33 protein-coding genes are annotated in these 22807 nt (G+C 44.1%); 16 read left to right on the forward strand and 17 right to left on the reverse strand.

Going from position 1 to position 22807, the window contains the following annotated elements; translation table 11 throughout:
• Positions 1 to 396 precede the first annotated feature (396 nt).
• The 15 genes from ACL6C3_RS13705 to ACL6C3_RS13775 form a co-directional block, all read right to left on the reverse strand.
• Positions 397 to 1644 carry a hypothetical protein gene (locus ACL6C3_RS13705; protein ID WP_413167741.1) on the reverse strand — a complete coding sequence of 416 codons (1248 nt, stop codon included), beginning with the start codon at positions 1642 to 1644 and terminating at the stop codon, positions 397 to 399.
• A gap of 34 nt (positions 1645 to 1678) precedes the next feature.
• Positions 1679 to 3673 (reverse strand): hypothetical protein, encoded by a 1995-nt coding sequence (locus tag ACL6C3_RS13710; protein ID WP_413167742.1) that lies wholly within the window; start codon positions 3671 to 3673, stop codon positions 1679 to 1681.
• A 103-nt stretch (positions 3674 to 3776) separates the two neighbouring features.
• Positions 3777 to 4415: a hypothetical protein gene (locus ACL6C3_RS13715; RefSeq protein ID WP_413167743.1), complete on the reverse strand. Its 639-nt coding sequence runs from the start codon at positions 4413 to 4415 to the stop codon at positions 3777 to 3779.
• A gap of 145 nt (positions 4416 to 4560) precedes the next feature.
• The gene (locus ACL6C3_RS13720; protein ID WP_413167744.1) at positions 4561 to 6099 is read right to left on the reverse strand and encodes an ATP-binding protein; all 1539 of its coding nucleotides are present in this window, start codon (positions 6097 to 6099) and stop codon (positions 4561 to 4563) included.
• Positions 6087 to 6377 (reverse strand): hypothetical protein, encoded by a 291-nt coding sequence (locus tag ACL6C3_RS13725; protein WP_413167746.1) that lies wholly within the window; start codon positions 6375 to 6377, stop codon positions 6087 to 6089. The genes ACL6C3_RS13720 and ACL6C3_RS13725 overlap by 13 nt, the downstream gene beginning before the upstream one ends.
• Before the next feature lie 266 nt (positions 6378 to 6643).
• Positions 6644 to 7183 carry a hypothetical protein gene (locus tag ACL6C3_RS13730; RefSeq protein ID WP_413167747.1) on the reverse strand — a complete coding sequence of 180 codons (540 nt, stop codon included), beginning with the start codon at positions 7181 to 7183 and terminating at the stop codon, positions 6644 to 6646.
• 353 nt (positions 7184 to 7536) lie between these two features.
• Complete coding sequence (locus tag ACL6C3_RS13735; RefSeq protein ID WP_413167748.1) at positions 7537 to 7698, reverse strand: hypothetical protein; 162 nt, start codon at positions 7696 to 7698, stop codon at positions 7537 to 7539.
• Between the two features lie 52 nt (positions 7699 to 7750).
• Positions 7751 to 8206: a hypothetical protein gene (locus ACL6C3_RS13740; RefSeq protein ID WP_413167749.1), complete on the reverse strand. Its 456-nt coding sequence runs from the start codon at positions 8204 to 8206 to the stop codon at positions 7751 to 7753.
• A gap of 31 nt (positions 8207 to 8237) precedes the next feature.
• A complete protein-coding gene (locus ACL6C3_RS13745; protein WP_413167750.1) occupies positions 8238 to 8492 on the reverse strand; it encodes a hypothetical protein in 255 nt (84 codons plus the stop codon).
• A 99-nt stretch (positions 8493 to 8591) separates the two neighbouring features.
• Positions 8592 to 8786: a hypothetical protein gene (locus ACL6C3_RS13750; RefSeq protein WP_413167751.1), complete on the reverse strand. Its 195-nt coding sequence runs from the start codon at positions 8784 to 8786 to the stop codon at positions 8592 to 8594.
• Positions 8783 to 8908 carry a hypothetical protein gene (locus ACL6C3_RS13755; RefSeq protein WP_413167752.1) on the reverse strand — a complete coding sequence of 42 codons (126 nt, stop codon included), beginning with the start codon at positions 8906 to 8908 and terminating at the stop codon, positions 8783 to 8785. The genes ACL6C3_RS13750 and ACL6C3_RS13755 overlap by 4 nt, the downstream gene beginning before the upstream one ends.
• Positions 8909 to 9041: 133 nt before the next feature.
• The gene (locus ACL6C3_RS13760) at positions 9042 to 9197 is read right to left on the reverse strand and encodes a hypothetical protein (RefSeq protein WP_413167753.1); all 156 of its coding nucleotides are present in this window, start codon (positions 9195 to 9197) and stop codon (positions 9042 to 9044) included.
• Positions 9194 to 9511 carry a hypothetical protein gene (locus ACL6C3_RS13765; RefSeq protein WP_413167754.1) on the reverse strand — a complete coding sequence of 106 codons (318 nt, stop codon included), beginning with the start codon at positions 9509 to 9511 and terminating at the stop codon, positions 9194 to 9196. Before ACL6C3_RS13765 ends, ACL6C3_RS13760 begins: the two co-directional genes overlap by 4 nt.
• 365 nt (positions 9512 to 9876) lie before the next feature.
• Positions 9877 to 10281: a hypothetical protein gene (locus tag ACL6C3_RS13770; RefSeq protein ID WP_413167755.1), complete on the reverse strand. Its 405-nt coding sequence runs from the start codon at positions 10279 to 10281 to the stop codon at positions 9877 to 9879.
• Positions 10229 to 10507: a hypothetical protein gene (locus tag ACL6C3_RS13775; RefSeq protein ID WP_413167756.1), complete on the reverse strand. Its 279-nt coding sequence runs from the start codon at positions 10505 to 10507 to the stop codon at positions 10229 to 10231. The genes ACL6C3_RS13770 and ACL6C3_RS13775 overlap by 53 nt, the downstream gene beginning before the upstream one ends.
• 348 nt (positions 10508 to 10855) lie before the next feature.
• Here ACL6C3_RS13775 and ACL6C3_RS13780 point away from each other — a divergent pair, with 348 nt between their 5' ends.
• Entirely contained in the window at positions 10856 to 11242 is a 387-nt protein-coding gene (locus ACL6C3_RS13780; RefSeq protein ID WP_413167757.1) for a hypothetical protein, read from the forward strand.
• Positions 11217 to 11909: a hypothetical protein gene (locus ACL6C3_RS13785; RefSeq protein WP_413167758.1), complete on the forward strand. Its 693-nt coding sequence runs from the start codon at positions 11217 to 11219 to the stop codon at positions 11907 to 11909. The genes ACL6C3_RS13780 and ACL6C3_RS13785 overlap by 26 nt, the downstream gene beginning before the upstream one ends.
• A 299-nt stretch (positions 11910 to 12208) precedes the next feature.
• Here the strand turns inward: ACL6C3_RS13785 and ACL6C3_RS13790 are convergent, their stop codons facing one another.
• Positions 12209 to 12403 carry a helix-turn-helix domain-containing protein gene (locus tag ACL6C3_RS13790; protein WP_413167759.1) on the reverse strand — a complete coding sequence of 65 codons (195 nt, stop codon included), beginning with the start codon at positions 12401 to 12403 and terminating at the stop codon, positions 12209 to 12211.
• 1091 nt (positions 12404 to 13494) lie between these two features.
• Here ACL6C3_RS13790 and ACL6C3_RS13795 point away from each other — a divergent pair.
• The 5 genes from ACL6C3_RS13795 (at position 13495) to ACL6C3_RS13815 (ending at position 17529) form a co-directional block, all read left to right on the forward strand.
• A complete protein-coding gene (locus ACL6C3_RS13795) occupies positions 13495 to 14376 on the forward strand; it encodes a hypothetical protein (protein WP_413167760.1) in 882 nt (293 codons plus the stop codon).
• 342 nt (positions 14377 to 14718) lie between these two features.
• Positions 14719 to 14952, forward strand: coding sequence for a hypothetical protein (locus tag ACL6C3_RS13800; protein WP_413167761.1), 234 nt, complete (start codon positions 14719 to 14721; stop codon positions 14950 to 14952).
• Entirely contained in the window at positions 14918 to 15958 is a 1041-nt protein-coding gene (locus ACL6C3_RS13805; RefSeq protein ID WP_413167762.1) for an AAA family ATPase, read from the forward strand. The genes ACL6C3_RS13800 and ACL6C3_RS13805 overlap by 35 nt, the downstream gene beginning before the upstream one ends.
• Before the next feature lie 175 nt (positions 15959 to 16133).
• Positions 16134 to 16967: a hypothetical protein gene (locus ACL6C3_RS13810; RefSeq protein WP_413167763.1), complete on the forward strand. Its 834-nt coding sequence runs from the start codon at positions 16134 to 16136 to the stop codon at positions 16965 to 16967.
• Positions 16957 to 17529 (forward strand): vWA domain-containing protein, encoded by a 573-nt coding sequence (locus ACL6C3_RS13815; RefSeq protein ID WP_413167764.1) that lies wholly within the window; start codon positions 16957 to 16959, stop codon positions 17527 to 17529. The genes ACL6C3_RS13810 and ACL6C3_RS13815 overlap by 11 nt, the downstream gene beginning before the upstream one ends.
• A gap of 344 nt (positions 17530 to 17873) precedes the next feature.
• On the opposite strand, the gene ACL6C3_RS13820 is transcribed toward ACL6C3_RS13815, so the two are convergent.
• Complete coding sequence (locus tag ACL6C3_RS13820; protein WP_413167765.1) at positions 17874 to 18152, reverse strand: helix-turn-helix domain-containing protein; 279 nt, start codon at positions 18150 to 18152, stop codon at positions 17874 to 17876.
• 177 nt (positions 18153 to 18329) lie between these two features.
• On the opposite strand from ACL6C3_RS13820, the gene ACL6C3_RS13825 reads away from it, so the two are divergent.
• From ACL6C3_RS13825 to ACL6C3_RS13865, 9 genes are all read left to right on the forward strand, one after another.
• A complete protein-coding gene (locus ACL6C3_RS13825) occupies positions 18330 to 18536 on the forward strand; it encodes a hypothetical protein (RefSeq protein WP_413167766.1) in 207 nt (68 codons plus the stop codon).
• A 322-nt stretch (positions 18537 to 18858) separates the two neighbouring features.
• Positions 18859 to 19122: a hypothetical protein gene (locus tag ACL6C3_RS13830; RefSeq protein WP_413167767.1), complete on the forward strand. Its 264-nt coding sequence runs from the start codon at positions 18859 to 18861 to the stop codon at positions 19120 to 19122.
• Between the two features lie 88 nt (positions 19123 to 19210).
• Positions 19211 to 19360 carry a hypothetical protein gene (locus ACL6C3_RS13835; RefSeq protein WP_413167768.1) on the forward strand — a complete coding sequence of 50 codons (150 nt, stop codon included), beginning with the start codon at positions 19211 to 19213 and terminating at the stop codon, positions 19358 to 19360.
• A 62-nt stretch (positions 19361 to 19422) separates the two neighbouring features.
• Positions 19423 to 19659, forward strand: a complete 237-nt coding sequence (locus ACL6C3_RS13840) for a hypothetical protein (protein ID WP_413167769.1) — start codon at positions 19423 to 19425, stop codon at positions 19657 to 19659.
• Positions 19660 to 19753: 94 nt separating this feature from the next.
• A complete protein-coding gene (locus tag ACL6C3_RS13845) occupies positions 19754 to 20008 on the forward strand; it encodes a WGR domain-containing protein (protein WP_413167770.1) in 255 nt (84 codons plus the stop codon).
• 309 nt (positions 20009 to 20317) lie between these two features.
• Positions 20318 to 20776: a hypothetical protein gene (locus ACL6C3_RS13850; RefSeq protein WP_413167772.1), complete on the forward strand. Its 459-nt coding sequence runs from the start codon at positions 20318 to 20320 to the stop codon at positions 20774 to 20776.
• Between the two features lie 187 nt (positions 20777 to 20963).
• The gene (locus tag ACL6C3_RS13855) at positions 20964 to 21389 is read left to right on the forward strand and encodes a hypothetical protein (protein ID WP_413167773.1); all 426 of its coding nucleotides are present in this window, start codon (positions 20964 to 20966) and stop codon (positions 21387 to 21389) included.
• 335 nt (positions 21390 to 21724) lie between these two features.
• Positions 21725 to 22147, forward strand: coding sequence for a hypothetical protein (locus ACL6C3_RS13860; RefSeq protein WP_413167774.1), 423 nt, complete (start codon positions 21725 to 21727; stop codon positions 22145 to 22147).
• Between the two features lie 130 nt (positions 22148 to 22277).
• Entirely contained in the window at positions 22278 to 22607 is a 330-nt protein-coding gene (locus ACL6C3_RS13865; RefSeq protein WP_413167775.1) for a hypothetical protein, read from the forward strand.
• Positions 22608 to 22807 lie beyond the last annotated feature (200 nt).

Here is a 22807-nt window from a genome sequence, read left to right on the forward strand (position 1 = left end):
TATCTTCGGGTGCATCATACTCGTCAAGAACTCTATCTAGAAAACAATCAGGTCTTCTTCCCGTTTGCTACAAGTTTAATCTAACTAAGTTGATAAATATGTTTTTCTAAACACCCAAGATGTAGAGAAGCTAGAGTCAATCGCAACTTTTAGTTTAAAGTAAATTTATTGAATGCCGCTTTTAATTTCTGTGCAGTTTTTATGAGGTTGGGTAGCGCTTGTCAGGGATAAAGTTGGCGATCCCGCTTCATCCGATTGAACAAATCAGGGTTCTGGATATGAAAGCGGCTTGCTTACAGCAGAGGTCGAGCTTAAAGCGGAGCGTATTTGAAACGTATCGGGTCGCATTGCTCAATGTATGCGATCGCACTCCGGTACGTCTTGATATGCAAATCTCTAACTTCCAATTCCCCGCATAATCGCTTGTAAGTATTCAACTTGCTGAGGTGAAATATTATCTTGGGGACGTTCATCGTGGGAAGTTTTCGGAGTTTCCAACGCCAATACTTCAACTTCTTCGAGAGACAATTGCTTAATTTCATCGAAGGGACGTTCCAAACCGTTGGCGAAATAAACGTTCAATCCCCATCCATAATCGGAAACCCGCTCAATTAAACTGTTGCGCTTTTCTTTCCCCCAATTTTCACCAACCCACGTCCACCAATAATCCCGACTCATCGCACCAGAGATATTTTGTTCGACCTTGATTCCTTCTTTGAGCGCCCGAATTAAATACCCCGTAGGATTCTTCATCCAGCCCTGTTTTAACCCCTGTTGAACGGCTTTAATTGCCCCGGTAATGTTTTCCGGGTATCGCCTCATTGCCCACTGCACCGAACCCAACTGAATCGGCTTTAAAGGCGGACGAATGGATTGATTGAGTTTTGTAATTAACTGAGCGTGGCCGGAATTTTGGGGCGGGGTGGAGGGTTGAGAATCTTCTGAAATTTCTTGAAGGGTCGGGAATTTTTTACATTCTGATAAGTCTTGGTTTTCTGAAAGTTCTTCGGGTTCTAAAAGTTCTGGGTGTTCTGAAAATTCTGGTTGTTCTAAAAATATTTCTTGTTCTTGGCTTTCCCCTCTTTCCGAAAAAATTTCTAACCCTCGAACACACACACATTTTTCTAATGGGGCTTTCTCTTGGTGTGTAAGGGAGGATTTAGAAAGGTTTGAGTAAGAGTTAAGATCCGTCTGATTTTTAACATCTACCGTCTGATATTTTAATGGGTAGCCGTCTGATTTGTCGTAGCTAGGAGTCAAAATTTCATTGTCAACTTTTTCCCGAAGTTTTGGGAAATTAATCTGGTACATCTTGCGGGTGTCGGTGGGATATCGCTTTTCATGGGGAAGCAAATTTCTACGGCGTATATAGCCATCTTGTATTAAATCTTTGAGGTGTCGCCCGATGGTATCTCGACAATAACCAAAAGCTTTCCCAATCTGTTGATAAGAAGCACAAATCCAACCCGTTTCACCTTTTGATAGGTGCGCCCGATCTAACCAGCTAAGAATGCAGGCTTTCACCTTACTGCGCCTTTTCCAAACCTCTAAAAACTCGACAAGGAGATTGGATGGATGACGCACAACTCCTAATGTTGCTGTGGTAAACTGTGCAGTTTTTGAAGTAGTAGTTAAGTGTTTCATCGGTGTTATCATTGAAAATTCTTAAACGTTCGATTTAAAAAGGAGGTAAATATAACTGATAGGCGTGAAATAATGCCCGATAAGTTTGTTGAGTATCGGGGTCAACAAAACTCACCCACCAATTACCCGGAGTGCATTCAAACTCCTGTTCAACAGTTCCCAACTGACCTGTATAAATTCCCTTGTCGTCAAACAGGATTTCCACAACGGTTCCCGGTTGCAGTTGATTGTGAATCTTTTCTTGTAGACGTTCAAAACATCCGAGTACCAGTTGGGATTGCTCTTTTAACTGTTGATATTCGCTCTCGACGCACATCAGTCTTTTTTCCAATTGCCAAAGTGGGGAGTCGGAATGATTAATCCGAATATTTTCTAATTGATTCACTTGACATTTAAGTTGCTGATTTTCCTGGAGGAGTTTATCAAGTTGACTTTGTATCTTTTCCACTCCAAGCATCCGTTTAAACGTCCATCCGGCTTCTACTTCTTGCTGCCAAATTGCTCCAAACCATTTCGTTACAGGACGCTGGGTTTCATCAATAGAAAGAATTAAGTCATCAACGACAGTCTTCTTGTCGGGAGCAATTACTCGGATGCGGTCATTGACTTGCAAATCTTCAACTTTGACCGGAACAAATTTGGGTCGGAAAATTTTTAAAAATGGCAAATCTTCTTGAGATTGTTGCTTTTGTATTTCCGCCAACTGATTCAATAATTCTGTATTTTTCTGCCGTTCGGTGATGAGTTGTTCTTGCAGATGCAGTAATTCCGAGTCAGGTGAGTGAGTCTCAGTAGTCTGAGGTTGTTGTTGAGTCAACTGTTGTTCGAGTGTTTCGATTCGATTTAATAACTCCCGATTTTTCTGCTGTTCGGCATCAAGTTGTGATTGTAGTGGGTTAAATTCTTCAGAGTCGGTAGCGGGTGAATGAGTATCAGAACTCTGAGGTTGTTGGGTTAATTCCCGTTCAAGTTGGGAAATTCTATTTAATAACTCCTGATTTTTTTGCTGTTCAGCATCAAGTTGTGATTGTAGTTGGTTAAATTCTTCGGAGTCAAGCTCGTCGTCAGGTGAGTTGGTATCAGTAGTCTGAGGTTGTTGGGTTGAATTATCGTTTGAGACTTGTTGAAGTTGGTTTAGCTGTTGTCTGAGTTGCTCTAATTGGTTTGATAATTCTGTACTTTTTTGTTGTTCGGCGCTCAGTTGTGATTGCAATTGGTGAATTTCGGAGTCAACCACTGGTGCCGGGAAAGTTGGGTTCAAATCGGGACACAGTTGTTGAATTTCTCGGTCAGCTTGTTTGATATAGTAGAGCAGCCGTTCTTGAACTTCTGGAATGGCAGTTTCATCTAACTGTCTGTGCAAATCCGACTTGTGACTTAATAGTTTAGCAAGTTGAATGATTGTTTCTGACGGTTGAGATGGGGTTGGACTTGATGAAGCAGGCGATGAAGTTGAACTTGATTCAGTTGGCGATGAAGTTGAACTTGATTCAGTTGGCGATGAAGTTGATTGAGTTGAGGACGCATTTGATGAGGGTGGTGGTGAAGTTGAGTCAGTTGAAGATGAAGTTGAGTCAGTTGGAGAATTGATATTCTGTTCCAATCGTTCTTGAGTAACGAGCGCTTTAATCGCTTTGATGCTCAATTTCTCCTCACCCGACAGAATACTTGTAACCAGTTCATCGCTTCCGCGAGACAGTGCAGCCAAAGCACCACTAGCCCATCCCATCATTTGCTCGACGTGTTCCGGTAGTCGTTCAGCCAGTTCCACAATTTTTAGCCAGTGGCGAATTTGGGTTTCTGCATCGGGGAAATAATGGGTCAACCACGCCTTAAATTGTCTGGCACTCATCTGTTCTCGTATCGGGTTAATCTGACGGGCCAGTTCCAAAGCCTCAGCGTTAAATTTCTTCAGACAGACGCGAATGCTCGAAACGAGAGAGGAGGCTTGAGTTTGCAAAGCTGAGGGAATGTCACCGTAGTCAAAATGGGATTGGAATTCTGTGGGTGAAAATGTTACAGTAGTCATAGTATAAAATAGTTTTTTTTTGGCTGGCGACAGCCTTTTTTTGTGTGCAATTTTCAAAGTAAGAGAAGTGACTCTCCGGCTGAGATAGCCAGAAAGAGAGTCGTTATTTTTGGCATCCCCACAGACCATTCATGTACCAGTTTGTTGGGTCGCAATCTTTTTTAGAGTTCCGAGATTTTGTTGGAGACATCCATTGACTTGACCAATGTTTTTCGGGTGTTTGTGGCGGAGGGTTTAAATAGGTTTTCGGTTCCAGACAGGCGTTCCCTTTTCCGGCAGACAAGCACTCATTAATTCTTTTCTCATAGTGAGGAGCTAACGCGGAGGCTTGCCTCTGAAAATACTCTCTATCCAGGCAAGGATTTACTGAGGAATTTTGGGCATTTCCGCCGTGATATTCGCATAACTTCACTGCAAACTTCTCCATGAGGTTTTGAGGTTGTATGCTAGAGTTTTCAAGTGTTTGAATGCGCCGCTCAAGGCGGTCGATTTCGAGAGCAATCTCGGAAGGATTTAGATTGGATTTTTCCAGAAAGTCTTGAGGGTTTGAAGATTTTTGCATTGTAACACTATTTTTTGAATTTGTGTCGTTCAAATTAATAGAATTATCCGGCTGATCCGGAAATAATACCGTCCAAATAAACAACCCAGCGAGGGCGGACATTCCCACACCAGCAAGAGTTAATCGAGTCTTGGTAATCAGTTGATTTTGCTTGGGGTCTGCATAGTTAAAATTGGTCATAGTGTAATGCCTCAATTAATGAATTTTTTCACAATAATAAAAGGGGGGTTGTGACTTGTGACTGACAAAATGGAGAGAGGGGGTAAAAGCTAAAATTTCAATTCTGTGACCTTGAAGGCACAGGGGTCACAGCGTATTATGCGGGTCACGGCTCGTTTTGTGACTTCGGGTTGTGACCGAATGCTACAAAGCAAATTTTACCCAGACTATCCGCCTCTATCTTTTTTCCTAAACCCCGATTTTCTAGCTCGGTAAAGATGCCAACAATCGCCTCAGATGAGAGATAATATTTTCTTCCTATCGGCTTTTTAGTTTGCACGTCTCTAACAGTAATTTTTCCCTCTTGTTGGGCGTACTCTAAAACCAAATTCAGCAAGTCTTCCAGAGAGATATTAGGAGGATTATGCTCATCTTCAGGCGGTTTAGCTAGGTCAATCTTTCGGGCTGTATCGCTTTTTGGAGTCCCCTTTCTGTTTTCTTCTGAAGGTTTGGTTTTCTCCTCACAGTCGGCATTGTTTTGATGATCGGATGTCAGATTTGAGGCTTTCCAACTGCCATCGGAGTTGAGCATAGTCCAGCTTAATTGATTAATTTTATGCTGATATTTGGGTTGATTTCCATTCTTTTTAAACTGGGAATGATGGGCATGAGTGGGATGGTCTACAATCTCATCTACCCCATCGGCGACAATGGCGGGATAGCCCGGATGATTGAGAATATACGCTTTCCTGGGGTCGCTTTTCTCCCAGAAGTTTGAGACGTGTTTCTGTGCGGATTTACACAACTTAATCACGGCAAAACTGGTTCTCACCTCCGCAGAAATGTCAATATCGTCGGCGTTGGGGGAGTGGGAAATGCCGAGAAATAACATATCCCGCTTCCTCCCCTCCGTTGACAACCTCGACAGCGCATCCCCGACTCTTTTGGGATTTACAAATCGCTTTTTGCAGGATAATAATTCATCGGTGATAACGAGGACTTTTCGACCATTTGGCAATCCCAATCGCTTGCGTTCGTGTCTGGCATCGAGTTCTTTCAGCAACGATGCGATCGCCAACTCAATCTCCTCTATTCTGGAAATGGCTTGTAGTCCGGCTTCCGCCCACTGGTCGTTGAAATGGGGGTCGAGAACGATGATTTCTGCGGGTGCGCTTTCAGTTAACATCCCCGCCATTTCCACCGCCGAACTGGTCTTTCCCGCCCCCGAATTCCCGGTGATCAGGATTCCAGTGGCTTCATCAACTAAATACCGTTTGAGGTCAAATTTGGCTGGCTGAGGTGATGTTTCTTGAGGTAACGCCTGCCGAATAGTTCTCCCCTCCAGATAGGCGTTCATTTCCTCTATCCGGGACGTTTCCCGATAATATTGCACCGTCGCCAAGCGGTCTGCGAAATCGTCTTCCTCCTGCAATTCTTCAAGCTTCAAATAGGGTTCGACCTTTCTCAACCAATGCCCCAGTCCAATTGCGGTTGCAGATCCGGCGATCGCCACAATTGACCCAATCCCCTGAACCCAGTTGTGCCAGGTCGAGTATTTGTTGGGGAGACAGGGGGGAATGATCCAGCAGGAAAGACTGACAACCAAAGCGCCCCCGCAGAAGAAATTGATAATCCCCGTTCCCTGGCTGGCAATTCGCCTTTTGAGGTTGAAATTGTAACTAAGTTGTTCGTTCAAAAACGCCATAAAATTACCCCCAAGATGACGGCTATAAAAGCAGAAATTAAGAAATAATGCCACTGGCTAACCGTCCATTTCAAAGCACTGGCGATGGGGTCATCTCCCAACCATCCCCCCAATTGAAGCAGAGTAAAACTGATAAAAAAGAATCGGCTCAAACCCAGTCCAAAACCCCCGAGGGTTGCCAGAAAACTGGCAAAGGTTCCCAGCGACGCAAACAGTAAAAATTGACCCGCTAAAATTCCGAGATTTGCCATACTTAAATGAGTTTGTAGTGTTTGCAATCGTTACACAATTTCATCCGTTTTTTTTCCTTCAACTGTGGATATTACTAATGAAATAGATTTAATCCGTTACCCAATTTTATCCGTTTCTTCCCCTTTAATGGGGGATGTTACTAAGGTCAGAGATTGAATCCGTTACCCAATTTCATCCGTTTCTTTCCCTTCAACGGGGGATGTTACTAAGGTCAGAGATTGAATCCGTTACCAATTTCATCCGTTTCTTTCCCTTCAACGGGGGATATTATTAAGGTCAGAGATTTAATCCGTTACCCCTCGCCCCTCAACATCGCCAATCGCTGTTTAACCTTAGATTTAATTTGATTAACCTGATGAGTTTTGGCTTCATCCAATCCCTGCAAACTTGCCTCCCTTCTTGCATAATTGGGCCTTAAAGCGTGCAAAGTTGCGGCAAATTTGGAAGTCGCACCCTGCTTGGTATCTTCGTTTTTTGCCAAGGTTTCTTGATAGCCGTAATGGGCGACGTGAACTCGGGTATCGCTGGTATCAATTGATTCGAGATGTTTGTATGCCTTTTCGCTATGGTATGCCCCTTTCTTTTTCTCCTTCGCCAATTGACCCAGGGCGACCTCTTCTTCTGCGGTAAAATACCGAGGGCTTTCCAGCACTGGAACTGTGCGAATCGATTCAAAACTACCAGGGTTTGAAGGGCGGGGAACGCGAGAATTGGTGGGTCGTAAAGCGGTGGAAATGCTGATATTGTGTCCCCCATTTTCTATGGCACCCCCGCTTGAATTGGTGATGGATGAACTGTTATCGTTGCCGAATAATGTGCCAAAAATGCCCATGATTAATCCCTACCAAAGTCTGATATTTTCCAAAGTCAAAGATGCCGTCCACGCCCAGCCGAGAAACCCACTACAAAATCGGATAATTGGGGAGAGTACGAACCGCGCAAATAGCAGAATTAATCGCTTAGTTAATCTGACCACATGACGGGCTGAAATCAGTAAAACCATCCCGCAAGCCAAACTCAAAAGAACCGCTTCCCTTTGGGCTATCTTCCGCCAATTAAACCGGGCTAAATACCAGTTTATTGCTCGGTTCTTTCCCGTTAGTTTTCCATCAAATAATCTGCACATAAAAGAGAAGAATTGAATGGGGTTAGATTGGGGATATTTCACCCCGTTTTCTAGCTTTATTAACCTTTGAGATACCAGCGAAAAACAGAAAGATAACAATTTATCAGGAACAGTAAGAAGGCTTTTTTCAAACCCACATATTCCACTGCCACCCCTTTTCTTAAGGCTTGCACCCGGAGAATTTCTGATGCGACGATTTTTTGGATTTCTGCGATGTTCATGTTTCCTCTTTTGGTGGGGTTAGTTGTCGATATAGTTTCCTCATTTTGGGGTTTAATCTTCTACAAAATCCAGGCCATAATATGGACTTCCCGAGTCGTAATAATCACTTCTGGGCATCCATCCGGTATGCTCGTTATGTCCCCAGATTTGTTCATCATCATCATCATCCTCATAATCATCATCCAAGTCTTCGTTACCGGGGTAGGAGAAATTCTTGTGAAGAAAACCCAATCTTTCCAAGGCGAGACTTGCATATTCGGGTTCGCTATCATCGCATTCGACTAAAAGTTTTTCGCCAATTTTGTTTCTGGCACTCAGTTCTTGAACAGCCATAATATCGTCGTACCATTCGTCATAATATTCTTGCCTTTCCCGTTCAAATTCCTCATCGAAAAAATCTTCATCATCTTCCCAAGAATTGCTATTAGGTGTATATTCGTCTTGGGGAACAATATTCAGGGTATAGACGGGCTTCAATCCCAGAAATTTTCTGATTCCATTGAACATGATTTATTCCTCCCGTGTGGGTTTAGATGGGTTAAAAAGAACTGGAAATTGCGGAGAGCAAGTTGAGAAGATTTCCCACCGATAAATCTTTAATAGACTGTTTGATTTGTGGATGAAGACTTGAGGAGGTATGCGGAAGTTGTTTGGAGATTTCTACAATTAATGAGTATTTGCCTTCTTCCGATAAGTTTTGCAAGAATGAACCGCAAATTCCTTCAATGTTGGTAATAGCTTGCTGTTCTTTTGCACTTGTTGATGAAATCCAGTAGCCTAATGGTTTGGTCATCGTTTTTACTCCGGTAAATTAACGTTTTTGCACGAATGGAGAATTAAATAAACCCCCTTTTGTGTAATCAATATCGTGGATTTACGCTTATACATCCTGTCAGGTTCCGGCTCTTTGTTCTTGTTCAATTTTTTCGGCAATTTGCGTAAATTCCCTGTAAGTAATGGGGTAATGTCCCCCGCTCCTAAATTCAATTAGATATGTTTCATCATCATCAGCTTGGGGAACAATGCAGGAAATTGCATCGGTATTGATGATAAATTGCCGTTCGTCAATATCTACCTTGATAATCATTTGGTCTTTTTATCCTTATTTTTGTCGGGATAATACTCCGGGGGATATAAGCCCAAATTGTAGAGTTCTTTGGGGTCGGTTGTTCCGTAAGTGTCGGTTCCGTTGACAGTTTTCTTTTTCATTAGATGATTTCCTTTTTGACTTGGTTTCGGATAATAAAGAAACGGATACTAAGAGGAAGAACGGATTAAGTTATCTGTAAGACAGCATAAATCTGGACTATTCGCAGTCAAGTTAATCCGTTAAATCCGCTCTCTATCTGTTTTCAATTATTTCTTCGAGCTTTCCCATATCTTCAACCGTTATAACGCCAATCTGTTGGAAAAAGGTATGGTTCGCAATTCCCGCAAGTATATGGGAAAGTTCGGCCAAATCCTGCTGTAATTGCTGAATTTTTTCTTCGGGGTTCATGCTGTTATCGTCTCCGGTTGTTTCAGTTGGTTTGCCGTCTCAATAATTAGGTCTAAAATCTCTAACCTGTTGAGTTTTTGAAGGGACTCTGCCAGCTTAAAAATCTTTTCTTCGTACTCAATAAAGCAAAAATCTTCGAGGTCGATTAGAGAATCCGTTAGCTCGTGCGATTCAAAATGTGATGACTTGGTTTTTGCCGTTGCTGCCAGCCCCAAAAGTAGGGTATAGCGTTGGTTTTCGGTCAGGTTCTCCATCAGATTATCCCGTTGAATATTGTGTGCGGTGCGTCGTAATCCGGGGTAATATTTTTGCACTTTTCTCGCAGAAATTGAAAGGCTTTCAATCCAATCTCTGCCGCTTCTACAAGTCCATCGCCGAATCCTTTAAATAACCAAATTGACAGGAAAATTGCGATGATTAAACCCCAATATCCCAGGCGGAATAGAAATTTAAGAAGGGGTTGGTAATTGATGGGTCGGTTATGGCGGAAAAACTTGGGCATAGTGCGCTCCTTCCATTCATCAAAAGATTCCAGAAAAAACGGGGGAAAATAGAGGGTTGAATCTGAAAGCCTTTTTGGGCGCGGCGGTTGCTATAATGGCTTTCAGAAAGTTAAAATCAATGCTTTTTGTGTAGAGTAAGATCGCCAGCGTAAAAACTAGGCGATCCTTTTTGCTTTTTAGCCCTCGGAACCGGACAGCATTTTGACATGGGTTAGCGGCTGTCCAGAGAGTAAAAAAGCGGCATCCTCAAGGGTAAATTCGTAGGATTGTAACGCCTCCAACTGGGTATTTAAGTTTTCGATAAGTCCGCCGCTTTCCTGTAAGCCTTCGCCGAATTTGCGGAGGGTTTCGCTTTCGACCAATCGCAGCATTTGCTTGGATTTTAAGTCGCTCGTTAACCCCACCAATTCCCGTTCGGTTTCGTTCAATCCCATCGCATCTGCAATGGAAGTCCGGCGATGTTCTGAGGAGGTTTTTGACGAGTTTTGTTGGGGACGTTCCGTTGCTTTTTTCCCGTTCCCGTTCCCATTAGGCGACTGATTCATCGCATCTTTGATTGCTTGTTTGTCCGTGCTGTTCACGATTAATTTCCTCCAATAATTTACGAATGTTTGTGATGGCGAAATAACGAGACGTTTTGTGCTGAAGTTGGCGGAATTCCCACCAAATCTCTAAGATGTCGCGAGGATATCCCCCTTGACCTGTTACCTGTTTGGGGATTAAACCCAGTGCTTGCAGAACTGACTGATCGCGCTTTCGAGTTGCGTTTGAGAATCCTAGCCAGCTCTCTAGCTCTCGGGTCGTCATCCAGTAAATTGTCTCCGGGAGAACCTCTGACAGTCTCTTTGTGACCTGTCTGTAAGCTGAGTGCATCACTGGGTTCTCAACGGCTCACTGATGGTGAAATAAAAAAGCCATATAAGCGCGATCGCTTATCTGCCACACTTAAATACCCGTTCAGGGTGGTGGTATCAGTGCTGGGCGTTGGCTAAGTCCGATAATTGCCACTTCGTTAACCAATGAGTATGATAGTAGCAAAAGGTTATGCAAAGTGCAACACCTTTTTACAAAGTTATGCAAAGTATGGCATGAAGCACTATGATTCAGAGGTTGCAAAAGTGTAAACTTGAGAGTGTAGATATATTTGAGGTTGCCTTGCCAAGCAAAAAAAGAAGGATCTCTGTAGAAGTAGAAGGAATCGAAGAAATTCTCGAAGACATAGCTCAGAGAACAGCTATCGGCTCTCTTAGTAAGGTTTGTCGATGGTTGCTTGATGAGATTCTAGAAACTAAGGGCTATGTGACTTTACCAAAGGAAAGGATGAAAATCCCCGAGCAGGGGAACAGACCTGTTACAAATGAAATTAAGTCTAAAGAAGCCTCTGTTAGTGAGAATTTTATTAGAAAACTTCTGGCGGATGAACTGACTTTAGCCGATCTCAATCGGACAGCAAAAGCCTTAAAGGTTCATCCATCTGAACTTCAAAAAATAAAGAAATGCGATAACGGCTCCAATCATGTCCAGTCTTCTCAAACTTGCTAATGCGATCGGATGGGATTACGGATCTAACTTTTTACGGGTTCGAGATGAAGCTGAATGTGATGCCATTCTGGGATTTTTCAGCAATCAACTCGCAGAGACAGCTTACAAGTCTGCCAGAGATTTTTGGATTATTTGGGGATTATCGCCCGATGAAAGGTTCCCTATTCCCCCAGATCAATTTGCGTTTATCAAGGAAAGTACAGGAGGAAGTCTAATGACACAAACTACCACCGATTTATACGGGATTACTATAGCTTCTCTTGACCTAGATGAAACTTTACTCAGACTTTTTTTTGATGAGTTTCTGCCCAATCCTGATAAGAAATTAGCACTGATCCGAAACAGTGACAAGCGACAAGTTGCGATTTCAGCCGGGACAATGGCGAATGTGTTAAGGCCCGGAATAAGTCGGGCGGATGTCGTCAAGCGAGTCGTTTGGGATTACGGTTACTGGCCGGATATTGAAGAAATCGATACAGAAATGAGGTTGCTAACACCCAATAATCCAGATAGCTCTGTAATTGCTCAACTGAGAATGCACGATACCTGTGGTGGAAACTGGAGACTTTCAAAATCCAAAGTCAGGTTAATTCAGGACTCATCTGGTGTCCTTTACCGCTTTAGTGAGAGTCTGGAAGTGGAGAAATGCCCCTCACCTATTAGTTAGGCAATGGCTAATCTTATCAAAACTTTTGCTTCTAACATCATTTTTTTTCTAATGTCCACGAGGATAAGAGTTTAAATGCACCAGAATAAAACTCCGAAACTATAGTTATTAATGCTGACTTCTAGCTCAAGCTATAAGTCTTTCAGGTTACTTATCCATGATCAGATATTCCCTGGTATTAATACCGGGGACCGCAAAACGATTCAAATCTTCTCAAAGCCTCGTGCAACTTTGACAACAAGACACTGATAGCTCCCGATCTCTACTATCAGTAGATTAACTTTAAAAATGGAGTCAAGTCACCCTTCATTTTTTACAGGCTTGAGAATAAACAATTCGCCTATTTCACACTGAAAATACTTACATAACTTTTCTACAGTTTCCACATCAATCCGTTTGAACTTATTCCCGAAAAGCTGGTTAATGGTTGTGGGACTGAGTTCAAGTTCTCTAGCCAATTGGCGTTGCGAAAGATGTGGATCACGCTCTGCCATCAAAACCGCCAATTTACAAAACACCTTTCTATCCTCCATAGTCTCTAAACAACATATCACTAATTTAGTGCATTTTTACAGGTAGCTGTAATAAAAATAAGTTTAATAGCAATAAGGCAACAGGTAGTTGGTATGGCAGTGCAGGGACAGCACTTGCTTATGCCTAGTCTTGCCATAAGTTTGATCTATTGGACAGATCTGCATATTGGTTCTGTGTTTACTCTATATCCTCTCATCCTACCAGTATCTTATATCACCCCTCATCGCCCTTTTGTTACAGCTAAATGTAACATTATATGCTTATAATTTATTTTTTTACCACTTAAGTTTAACATTATTACAGTATGCTGATACATTAATCTGTGAAAGCACAGAACGAATCTGTTATATGGCAACCCAAGAGATACCAAAAGGGAAAACCCTAATAGGATGCCAAGCCTATCCCTGGGAGCGTTGAAGCCAGCGAGCGTAGACGTGAGAGGAATCAAATTTCTTGGCAAGCCAAATGACCGGGCCACTCGCCAAAGTACACCCGGTCAATAGTCCACTTACAACAAAGCAAACCAAAACTATGTTAACTGAACTCAAAACACGACGACTGGAACTGCCAGTATTCGCAGTCCAAACTTCTACATCCCCATCTCTACCCTCGGAAAACTTCAAAGGATGGGATGCGTTTGCCCAAGATGTGTATATCTTTGAAGTCAGCATTAAATATGGGGCGAGACAAACCCTGGCATTGGACGATGCCGACCTGGGAATCCCCGAAGCGGTTCGGGAAAAACTCAAAATTAAATCAGACCGAATCAAGGGCAACAAACGGGTAACATTTTCCCGCGAAAAGCAACTCGCCAAAGGACGGTTAGAAGCAATCCGCGATCGCATTGAAAAGCTAACCGTCGTGTTTGAATTGGGGCGAATCATCCACCAGGACAATATCGCCGAAGCAATGGAGTGCTTTGAAGAACTCCAAACTGAAGCCCAGTCGGAATCCGAAAATTTGGCTGTCCTCTACCCCCAGGAAAAACAAAGCTTTCTCGACGATATCGAAGACATTCTCAATTCTAGGGGGATTTCCCAAACCGACATTGATGCGGCACGGTCGGTTTACGAGGCGCAATATCCCAGTCCGGGGGAACTGTCAGACATCCGGGTGGAGGTGCGGCGATCCCCCCAAAATTCCCTCCCACCGGGAATACCTGGAAAAACGGGCCAACTACGCCCAACAACTCAAGCAGGCTGAACTTGACAAAGCCGAAGCGCAGCGCATCAAAGCCGAAGCCGAACTGTTCGAGCGAGGATATCTTGCCCAACAGCAGGCGATCGCCACCGGACTGACAATGGCGGCAAACACCAGTTGGGAGAAACTGGCCTCGGTGCTGCAACGGTTTGGGGAAATTCAAGGTACACCCAACGGCAAGCAAGCCCCCGGACTGGAAACAGCTATTAAAGAACTCAAAGTGGTAGCCAAATTCAATCCCCAGTTGGACGGGTTGCTCGAAGAAATTGACGCTTTGGATCGGGCTTTTCGGGAAGGGTCAGAGGATGCCCCAGGCAAATTGCAGGAATTTCACAACCACCTCCGTTCCCTCCGGGTCAGTCACGGTACCGATGGCTTCGAGCAGGTTTGGAAGGTACTCGACGGCGATCGCAAACTCAAAGAATTCCTCGCCAAACTGGAGGAAATTGACCCGGAAACCCTCGCCCCATCAGAAATTCAAGATATCGAAGCGCAACAGGCACAACTGATCTCCATGTTCAGGGGCAAATGCAAGGCTCTGAAAAAAGCCATGACCCAATTTAACCGGGACTATCAGAAAGCTACCGGACGAAGCATAAAGGTTGCCCAGAGCGAAACGGATACCGAAGCCGAACCCGAACCCGTAGAAGCCGAAACCCCTTCTTCTGCTGAAGTCGAACTCGAAAACATCATCACCACCGCAGCAGTAGGTGATGAGTCGGTGGGATTTTAGAACGAAGGCAGAAGGTTGCTCGAAGCCAGATGGCAGAGGGCAGAAGGCAGAAGGTTTGGATTGTTGAGGATCTGAAAAAAAGCCTCTCCTTAACAATAGTCTTTCTTCACTAGAAAAAGAATTTGAAGCCCTTTGGGTTAGGTCGAAAGGGTACATATCATCCCCCTGCTACCTGCCCTCAATCAACCCTCTGCCTTCGCTCAAACCTCTGCTACCTGCCCTCGCTCAACCATCTGCCTTCGCACAACCCTCTGCCCTCTGCCATCTGCCATCTGCCATCTGCCTTCGCTCAACCATCTGCCATCTGCCTTCGATTTCCATTTGCATCAAGGAGAAATCACCATGACCGCCACACAGCCCAAAACGGATCAAACCTCACAAACGCTACAAAAACGCTTTGACAAGCTGCGAGACGAACTTAACGCCAAATTCTTGGAACGGGAAAACATGATTGACGGGGTGTTAGCCTGTCTGCTCTCAAGGCATCACGGATGCTTATTCGGCCCTCCTGGGGTTGCCAAATCCGCCATCATTCGGTTGGGTGGTCGGAACATTCAGCAACGCTCGGTATTTTGAAACCCAGTTACATGAAGGTTCCGTACCCGACCTGCTCATTGGAAATATCTCAGTAAAGGAATTAACAATCAATGACAAGTTAATTCGCAACTACAAAGGTAAATTGCCCGATGTGGAAGTCGCATACATAGATGAAGTTTTCAATGCCAATTCAGTGACACTGCACAGTTTACATTCCATCCTCAACGAACGCATCTTTGACTCTGGCGATGGAATTGTTAAAGTCCCCCTAATTTCCCTATTCGGTGCGGCAAATATCGCGCCCAAAGATAACAACCTGCAAGCGTTTGCCGACCGATTCCTCTACAAACCCTGGCTGCAAGATCTTCAAAAAGAATCCAACACCCTCAAACAAATCCACCGGGAAATTAATGGTAGCGACCCCAAAATTACCACGACCTTCACCCTAGCCGAATTAGAGGAAGCGCAGCGACAAATAAAAGCGATCGCATTTCCCCAACCAACGGTCGAAGCTTTAGCCAAGATTGTCCATCTTCTCAAAGCCCAGAAAGGTATCATCATCAGCACCCGCAAAGTTCGCTGGTTGGTGGGATTTTTGAAAGCGATCGCCTGGATTCGGGGAGAGCATAGCGTAAGCCGTCACCTGTTGCCAGAATTTTTACCCGACTGCTGTTGGCTGAAAAACTATGACTCAGAAACTCACGACATTGAGGAGGTTGCCCACCTGGTTTGTCCCGAACCCGCAAGCGTTGCTAAAGAAATGACGAGCAAACTCGAAGGTGAATTAAGCAAGTTTACCGCCTTAATCGAAGAATGGAAACAATGCAAAAGATCCAATAATCACACCCAGGCGCAACAAAAATCTTCCCAAATCGACAATCAATCGCGGGTTCTGTCGGGTCAGTTTGCCAACGTCATCCAAGCCATTGAAGATTTGCGTTCGACCGCAAGTAAAGGGTCTGTCCTCTCTCTTAACGCCCAACTCAAGAAGCTTCAGGGAATGAGAGATGAATTTGACCTTCTGTTTGAGCAAGCCTGCCGTTAGAAGTCAGAAATCAGAAGTCAGAAGTATAGAGTTAACCAGACCTAACGAAGCTTTATTAATTCGAGTTAACCTTAACTTCACACTTCAAACTTCAAACTTCTGACTTCATAACGACCACCCCCAACTTCTCAACACCAACATAAACTGCACAGATTACGTTTTTTGATTTGTACTCATGTTTACCTTTAATCCCCTGGTTTATCAACAGGACGAGTTATCCAAAATCTTCTGGCAACGGTACGCGATCGCCAATACCGAAGCGACCAACACCGTTCTCGACGACCCCATAAAGGACTGGGACACTTTCACCCTAGAAGTGTTTCAAAGGCTTTACAACGACCCGCACCCGCCCCGGCTTGACCCGATTCTGCCCGAACACAAGTGGGCGACGGTTTTGCACCAACACTTTCAAGACCAGCCCGATTTCACGATTCTGACCCAAAAGTGTTTCAACGACGTTGCAGCATCGGGAATTGCCACGATGACCATTGCCAACCATCTCAAGCACCACATTCCCAAACCCTCCTCACCCCTAAAAGATGTTGAGTCGATCAGACATCAAGCAAGGCAAAAACAAACGCAACTCCAACAAACCACAGACCCCAAGTCGCTTGAACAACTTACCCAACAATTTGAGGAACTCAAGCAACAAGGCTTTGAAGCGATCGCACAGGCTCAAGCTTACGCCGAACAACTGGGTTCGGAAGTTTATCTGATGATGGGTCAAGGTGTCGAAGAAGCGATTCTCCTGCGGAGACGCTTCGCGAACGCGACTGTTGAGGAACTCCAACGGGCAATGACCGCTTTGGGATACGGTACGGGTGTTAGCCAACCGCAGTTTATTCCAATCGAAGACAAGATTAAATTGGCAAAACTGCTGACTCAAAATCCATTACTCAGGGAAATCGCGGATTTGGCGGGTCGATGGTTGGATACGGCACGAAAGTCGCGGAGGTCTTCAGACCAGCAACAGATGCGGGAACATCAAAGGCTTGGAATTGGGGGATGATTTAACAAGGGTTACACCTTATGAACTGACTCAACTTGCCGTACCCGAACTGCGGGGTTTGTTTTACCACAACTATCTACAGCGAAGTCTTTTGCAGTACCGATGTGAATATGAAACTAACAAATCCAAGGGGGCGATGGCGCTGTGTGTGGATAACTCCGGCAGCATGAGCGGTCAACGGGAACTTCTGGCTAAAGCCTTGAGCGCCGCCCTCTATCAGTTTTGTCGGGAGGATAATCGGCATTTCCAGGTTATTCACTTTTCCCATGCGGTGACAAGGGTTTATGACTTTCCCCCCGATTGTCCCCATCCCCAAAAACTACTGGAAAATTTGCTTTCTCGGTTTGACGGGGGCGGGACTAATTTTGTTGCCCCCATTCAGAAAGCAGTTGAGACGATTTGTACCCATCCGGGAGATTTGAAGGGCGCTGATATTATCTTCATCTCCGATGGCGATTGTTGGGTGGGTGTCGATTTTGTTGAGTGGTTTGGCAAAAAACGGTCCTGTGTTGGGCATCGATTGTTATGGGCTGTTGGTGGCTGGGTCTACTCACAGTCTTGAGCAGTTATGCGATCGCGTCTGGAAGGTCAACCCGCAAAATCCCCATCAACAACTTCAGGAGTTGTTTGTCTAAATTACCTCAACTGCACAGTTTTTGTTCTGTATGAATATTGTCTGGAGCTAGGCTGTCAATAAGGCAATTCTCAATGGGACGTTAATCTACTGGCTCGTACTCCCAAATCTCGTAGCTGGATTGATCGGAAGCAACGTTCACCGCACGGTAAGCCACACCACACTTGTCCCTTGTCCATTGCTGAAAATATTTCTCTCCCTTCTCCCTAGCACGCTTGACCGAAGTATCAGAACGCAAACCCAACAACTGTTTCAACTCTCGCAGAGTGATTCTAGATGGTCGCGCTCCTTGTGTGGGTTTGACGGTGGGTTTTTGGGGGATAAGTGTAGGTTCTGCCGATTTTTTTTGACCTAAGATCCCAATAAATTAGCTCCCCCGGTTGGCAGTCGAAGGCTTCACAAATCTTTGCAAGAACATCTCCACCGGGAACATAGGTCGGGTCATTGTTGAGGTCATAGGCAGTGCGCTGTGCAAGTCCCGTCTTTTTCCAGAAAGCATACACGGTAAGACTCCGTTCTTGGAGAAATTCCTGAATCCGATTTTTCAGCATGGTGCTAAGTGGCGCAATCAATTCAACTCAATGATATCACTTCAAAAATATTATCATTATCCTGTTGACAACAATAGTGTGCTGTGGTGATAATATTAGGTAAAGGCAAAAAAACATCCCCTCAACAGCTATTTGCAGCCAACGAGGGGACAAAAAAACACATTAGATTCATTAACCATGACACAAGCAACTGACCTCAATCAACTGTCAACCGAACAGTTGAGGGAACGCCACCACCAACTCGAAAACCAACTCGTTCAAATGAGGGCGGATATCGAGCGCTTAAACACCGAACTTTTGCAGCAACGGGAAACCTACCTGAATATTCAATCTCAAATTCTAGGAGAATCGGTCATAATTTACTCAATGTCTCCACTGAATTAGGGAGAGATGTAGACAGAAAAGCGACTTTTAATTATAATAGTTTCAAGGGGTAATAAAAGCCGCTTCAATGCCTCAAAATATCCCGCAGCTTTTTGGTCTAATCGGTCATCATACACATCCTAAATAATCCTCCAAGCCTTTAACTAGCTTGAAAGGGAAACACCGAGAGAGCCACTCGAAAATGTTGGAGTAGATGCCCGTATTGCTTGCATCTAAACCCCCAATATACGAGTCGCCACACCAATCAAACCAAAACAAACCAAAACAAACTAAAACCAATCAAACCCAACACCTGAAATCGACACAAAGGAAGGAAAGGAAAATGTTTGAATTTGATGTCAATCAAGACTTGCAATCCATTGTTACCTCCCACGATGCCCAAATTCTTTCTCACGATTTGGGACGCACCGTTCGCCCGGAAGAAATTGTCACATTCTATCGCGATGGCAACGATTTCTACTGGCATCTCCTCGGACTCAATTTCGTTCGCATGACATCGTTACAATACCAACAATATTGTGAATATTTGGCGGAATATGAGGCGGAATTGGCAGGGGAACTCGCCCCCGTTTCTGCGGTGATTTAGACCGCAATTCCCATATCATTTTGTAATTAATTGGGGTCTAATTGACCCCACCCCCACACACAAACTTAGTAATAAAGGAAGCACCACCATGATTCGCATGACCTACATTAATCTTGCCGATATCGTTTTCAATGAATCCAAATTTGAGCGTCCGAGTTCCAGCCAAATTAAGGCTTTAGCCGACAGTATCCGCGTCTGTTGGGGGGCTGATTTACCCGATCCATCGTTGAGCAGATAGATGGCGTTCACACCACTTTTCGGTTGATTGACAACCCCGATAATTATTGGAAGTATTTGGCGGTGGAAAAAGCTTTTGAAATGAATCGCCGTCACGACTTAATTAACTGCTTTGTGATCAGCCCAAAGTCGGGGAAATTAGGCTACGAACACGCTTATCCAAAGGGATTGATTGAGCGGCAACTGCGTCTTCTCACGTCCGAACTGGATAACAATAATTCTCGGACTCGTTTGAATGCAATGCAGTTGGAGATTGACAGGTTGCAGGCGAGTTTAAACAGCTTACGTTCATCTCTCTAAAGCGTTGAAAAACGACGGTTTCTAAGGGTGCATCTCTACCCACAAAACTTCTTCGTAAAATCGACACATTTCTGATCTATTGGGAGGCACAAAAATGAATGCCACAATCACAACAATTCGCAAAGTTACCTTAAATTTCTTTGACCCAAGCTGCAACAGTAATAAAGTTTGGATTGGTACTGTTACCTCAGACGGGAAGTTCATTGCCGAATGGGGGCGGGTACTCGAAGGCAGTCATCGGCAGTCGAAAACCAAACAGTTTCCCTCTATTTCCCAAGCTGAAAACGAACTGGATAAAAAGATAGCTGAAAAGCTCGGCCTTTGGCTATCGATACACCGAAACCGTTGACGAAGGAGCATCGGTAATTCCGGCTCAAACTGATTTAAAACTCATAGCAACCGAGCAGATTAAGGGCGCGAAAACTTGCAAGACTACGGGGGATTTAGTCGAGTATCTCGTCTTAGAAAACATTCGCGGCTATTTGTGATGTAACCTCCATCAAATATAACTCCCAATCGGGTCAGTTCCGCACTCCTTTGGGGGTGTTAAACGGGCGTGCAATTGCAACGGCTCGAAACTTGCTCAACCGCATTTATCAACGCCATTCAGAAGATTTAGTTACCGAGTATTTTCGCTTGGTTCCTAAAGACAACGGAGATGAAAATTCCTTCGGCTACTCAACTGTTAACCACCCGCGCCGAAATCCAAGAACAATCTGGAATTTTAGACGCGCTCCAAGCAGTAATTTCAGCCTCGCTCCCAACATCCGAGAAAGTATTTGAATGCTCTTTAACCAAAGTTCCCGCTTCCACATCAGAAGGGCGCTCAAAATTCCGCAAAATTCGTAAACTTTTCGAGTCTACAAAAAACCCCCACCACCAAGCTTACAACTATCACATTCGTAGAGTTTATCAGGTGGATATGCCCATGCAAAATGCCGCTTATGACAAAAAAGCGTGCGCTATCGGTAACGTTAAACCTCATTGGCACGGCACTTCAACCGCCAATTTATTAAGCATACTCAAAGGAGGCTTAATTATCCCCACGCGACTCTTGCAATGGTCGAATGTTTGGACACGGCATTTATGGTTCCGAATGTTCTACAAAAGCACTTAATTATTCGGTAGGAAGTTGGGCGGGAAAAAAATGCGTGCCTAGTATTTGCTTTGCTTTGTGACTTTGCAATGGGGCGGGAATATAAACCGACTCGTTCTGACCGTAATTTTCCAGTTCGTGGCTATCACAGCACTTATGTTTCTCCCGGTTGTGCGGGAGTCATAAACCCGCGAAAGCATCGTTTACGATGTTGCTCAAGTCCGAATCAATTATTTGGTGGAATTTGAGTCGGGAATCGACTCAACCGCACGCACCGGATTTTAAATCCGGTGAACGGTTGAGTATTAATTATACAGGGAAAGTTTTACAGTTATCACCAATTAATAGTTTTGGATACTGTAACACTTTCTCTGGTTTGCAAACGATTGATCAGATCTACTTCACCCGAATAATGAACAACAGAGAACTTGAACGAATACTCACCAAAATTGAAGTCCTAACCTTCAATCTTCCCGAAGAATGGAAAGAAAAGTTTAAGCCGATTCTTGCAGAATGTCAACAAGATTTGACGGCAAGAATTTTGATTGAACGACACAACAACAAAGACTCGGAGTTCCTGATCCGATTTTCAGACCCTACGAAATCAAGAACGGAAAAAGCACCTGATATCTAACCCATTTTTGCCGATAATACACACATCAACCTCAAGGTTTAGAGGGGTGAGATACGGGAAATATTAAGGTTGAAACGGGGAGCTTTAAGTGATAACATAACGGCAGTAGCCTTTCGCAAAAAAACTCCCCGCAACATTCGAGTCCGAGTCAATTCGTATGAGGGTAATCAGAAAGAAAAATGCAACCCGAATCTTTTCAGATTTCTTCCCCCACTCAAATACATTTACATCAAACCAATGCAGATAACCGTTTGCATTTTGTTAAAAATAGCACGGCAATTCCATACTGAGTTGCCTTCGCAACCATAGAATTGTAAATTCAGGACGGGTTCAAAATGCCAGCAATTAGCTTTTCAGTATTCAAAGATAAGTTGCTCTCGCAAACCAAAACTCAAACGATTCGCCGAAGAAGAAAGTATCCAATTCAAGTGGGCGACCGACTCCAAATCTATTGGAAACAGCGCAAACTCCGGTCTTGGTGGTTTCCATCAAGGAGGAAGTTTGCAAGAGAGAGAAGTTCAACAGATTCCGAGAAGCTATTCGATGCCGAATGTACCCGAGTTCAACCGATTGTTATTAACTCCAGAAAGTGGCTGATTTATGTTAATGAGTTGAAGATTACCCAAGAAGAAATGAGAACTTTAGCCTTGTCGGATGGGTTTGAAACACTGGATGCTTTCTTTAAGTTTTTTAGTCGGAATTATGGCGACTTGTTCGAGGGAGATTTGATTCATTTCAAGAGGATAGAATCGGAATAAAAATAGCAGGAGTTGCATCGGAAAACCGAGAATTTTTGCTCTCCACCCCTACCGACGCGAGTTTTAAATTCATTGCAGCATTCCCATTAAATTCAGCGTACTCGCGGGTCGCTCCCGTCCAAGATTAATTATGAATTCACAGAAACTATCCGAACAAATTCTTGAGCGCATCCGGCAGATTGACGAAAAAATCATTGAACTTCAATCCCGATTATCTTCTGAGGGTTTTAAGCCGGAACAAACCCAACTGCATCTTTGCTTTCTTAAAGGCAGGAGAAGGGGATTGATGGAATCTTTGAAGCTCTTGAATGAAACTTGGGGGACTTCTAACGAAACGGGCTTAAAACCCTATTTAAAGCGTCTGGGCAGAACCCCCGAAGAACAACTTGCACTGAATCAACCTGCGATGGACTGGTGCGAAGAACGATTGAATGCTCTCAAATCCAAAGAGCGCAAATAATAGTTCCTTGAAACTCTATAAGGTCAATTCTGGAATTCCATAATTCCGAAGCTATACCTTCAAAATTTAGTCCGAATTGATTGGATGAAAAATCACGATAATCACCCTATAAAACAATAGATTCTCGAATATTGAGCCGAGAGTTCGGCTACGAACAAAAAAATAGGGGTCACTCGTTTAAACCGAGTCAATCTCCCCCC

It is taken from the genome of Capilliphycus salinus ALCB114379 (assembly GCF_047276495.1).
GTDB lineage: Bacteria > Cyanobacteriota > Cyanobacteriia > Cyanobacteriales > Microcoleaceae > Capilliphycus > Capilliphycus salinus.